General features: G+C 45.9%; 2 protein-coding genes. One reads left to right on the forward strand and one right to left on the reverse strand.

Features of this window, described 5'->3' with window-relative positions; translation table 11 throughout:
* The first annotated feature begins 250 nt into the window (after positions 1–250).
* On the forward strand, positions 251–757 hold the full coding sequence (locus ACSZO1_RS22270) for a hypothetical protein (protein WP_437616549.1): 507 nt from the start codon (positions 251–253) through the stop codon (positions 755–757).
* A gap of 112 nt (positions 758–869) precedes the next feature.
* Here the strand turns inward: ACSZO1_RS22270 and ACSZO1_RS22275 are convergent, their stop codons facing one another.
* Entirely contained in the window at positions 870–1,484 is a 615-nt protein-coding gene (locus tag ACSZO1_RS22275) for a YagU family protein (RefSeq protein WP_437616547.1), read from the reverse strand.
* Positions 1,485–2,000 lie beyond the last annotated feature (516 nt).

Genomic DNA, 2,000 nt, shown 5'->3' on the forward strand with positions numbered 1-2,000 from the left:
GCGGGCATCGTGAAAAGTCTATGTCAAAGAAAGAGTTATGTTCTCATAATTGACGATTAAATCGCACCTTCCTTAACCCTTCCTCCTACACTCTCCACAATCATGTCCGAGCGTTGCACTTATTATCTGAATTCGCGCAGTGCTTTTTCACACGCAATCCATTGGTGCAGAGGTCCACTATCTGTGCCCGGATCTGCGAACGGAAGATGATGAAATCAGTGCATGGTAATACGAACACCCTGAGCAGACCCTGCTACGGAGCGAAAAAGCCTGCGATATGGTTATTCTTACTGCGCAGTCTTATGAAGGGATCATTTATGATATTCCCGGTGTTCTGGAACGACTTCTGGCGGCCGGCATCAGTACCCGTCGGTTCTTTATTGATGAAGCCTGGGGAAGCCTGAATTATTTTAGTGAGGACACTCAGCCGCTGACAGCAATGAATATCAGTGCTTTGCTGGATAAATATCCCGATTTAGATGTTGTCTGTATCCATTCCGCTCATAAATCCCTTTTTTGCCTGAGGCAGGCTTCTATTATCCACTGCCGCGGAACCCGTACCCTGGCGGCCAGAATTGAGACAGCAAAATACCGTATTCATACCACATCGCCAGGCGATCCTATTCTTGCCTCGCTGACAAACCTGGAAAGTGAGACCATCTGCCGGCGAGTGTTCAGTTCATACTGGCACATTCATTACGACCCGACAAAAGCGATGCTCGATGTGTCTTCCCTCGGTACTGGAACACTGGAATGAGAGGATATTACATATCAAAAATGCAATATAGTTGTGTACCGGGGAAGTTAATCTTGAGGAGAAAAAGAAAATGGCGCAAACACCTGCGCCATTCTGTGAAGTTAATAATTTGTTATCTGTTTTCACCCACCGGGATTTCAGGGTCTGGTTCGTGCGTTATTCTGTTACGGAGGTCTCTGCGAATAATTTCAATGGACCAGAACCAGATTAAATGCCCGAAGATTTCAGATACGTTTTCATACCATGGAAGATCAAATAATGGCGGCGTTAACCCCATGAGAGGGAAAGAAATCATATGGACAGTAAGCTGTGCTAATGCACCGGCCAGCAAGCCCTGCCAGAGTTTAATTTTAGGGAAAACTTCAGCAACAACACAGTAACCTACCGCGAAGATGAGCGAAAAGATGATGTGTGTTACACCCACCCAATTAAACACATGCCCGGCAAAGGTATAAACTGTTGCATTAGGGTCGGCGAGTCCGAGCCAGTCACGAAGGAAAACATATGGAGGATTAAGGAAATTACGGGAACAGTCGATTTGTCCTGCTGCCCGGATTAATGATTCAGGCCCACATGCGGCAGTAAACATGTCAACCGGGCTGCGGGGAGGCAAAGGTACTTCAGCGCCCCATTTAACAAATGCTGAAACGATACCGGCAATCAGTCCGATGAATGCTGCCAGACCATAACGTCTGCGGTTTTTTGGCGTCTGTTCAAGTATATTCATATTTCATCCGTTGAGTTTTATTAAAGCCATTCAATCCTTCTGTAGTATTCACAGCGGTAGTGAATTGTAAAGATGTGTAGGGTGTCGGTACCATCATTCCTGCACTAAGTATGATATAGGTCAGGATTTATAGTATGACGGTGACTAAATCGTTTCAGTAAAGATGTGGAAAAACGATTATTCTGCTAATACCAGGAATCAGAAGGGAAATACCGGAATGGTTCAGCGGGGGGAGATGGTGGCGGTCCACGACTTACTGGGGGGATTGATGAGGTTGAATTTTTCTCCGGAGCTGAAGGGGAGTTTTTCCGGTTAAAATATAATTAACTATTTGTTAAATAAAGCCCCCCCGTCTCCCGTGTTTTTTTACATCATATGAGTAATCTGAGAGCAGGGAAATGTAGCAGACCGTAGTGTAAGTATCCCTGCAATCCGCACCAGGCGGATTCAACTCCGAAGTGCAACGCTAAGCCGCCAATCTTAGCTCTGCAAACACCACAGACGGTTGCCTGAATC

This window comes from Erwinia sp. V71 (genome assembly GCF_965644245.1).
Lineage (GTDB): Bacteria > Pseudomonadota > Gammaproteobacteria > Enterobacterales > Enterobacteriaceae > Erwinia.

Coding starts and splice junctions, on each gene's coding strand:
- ACSZO1_RS22275 (WP_437616547.1), bottom strand. CDS start 1,484: ATGAATATACTTGAACAGACGCCAAAAAACCGCAGACGTTATGGTCTG.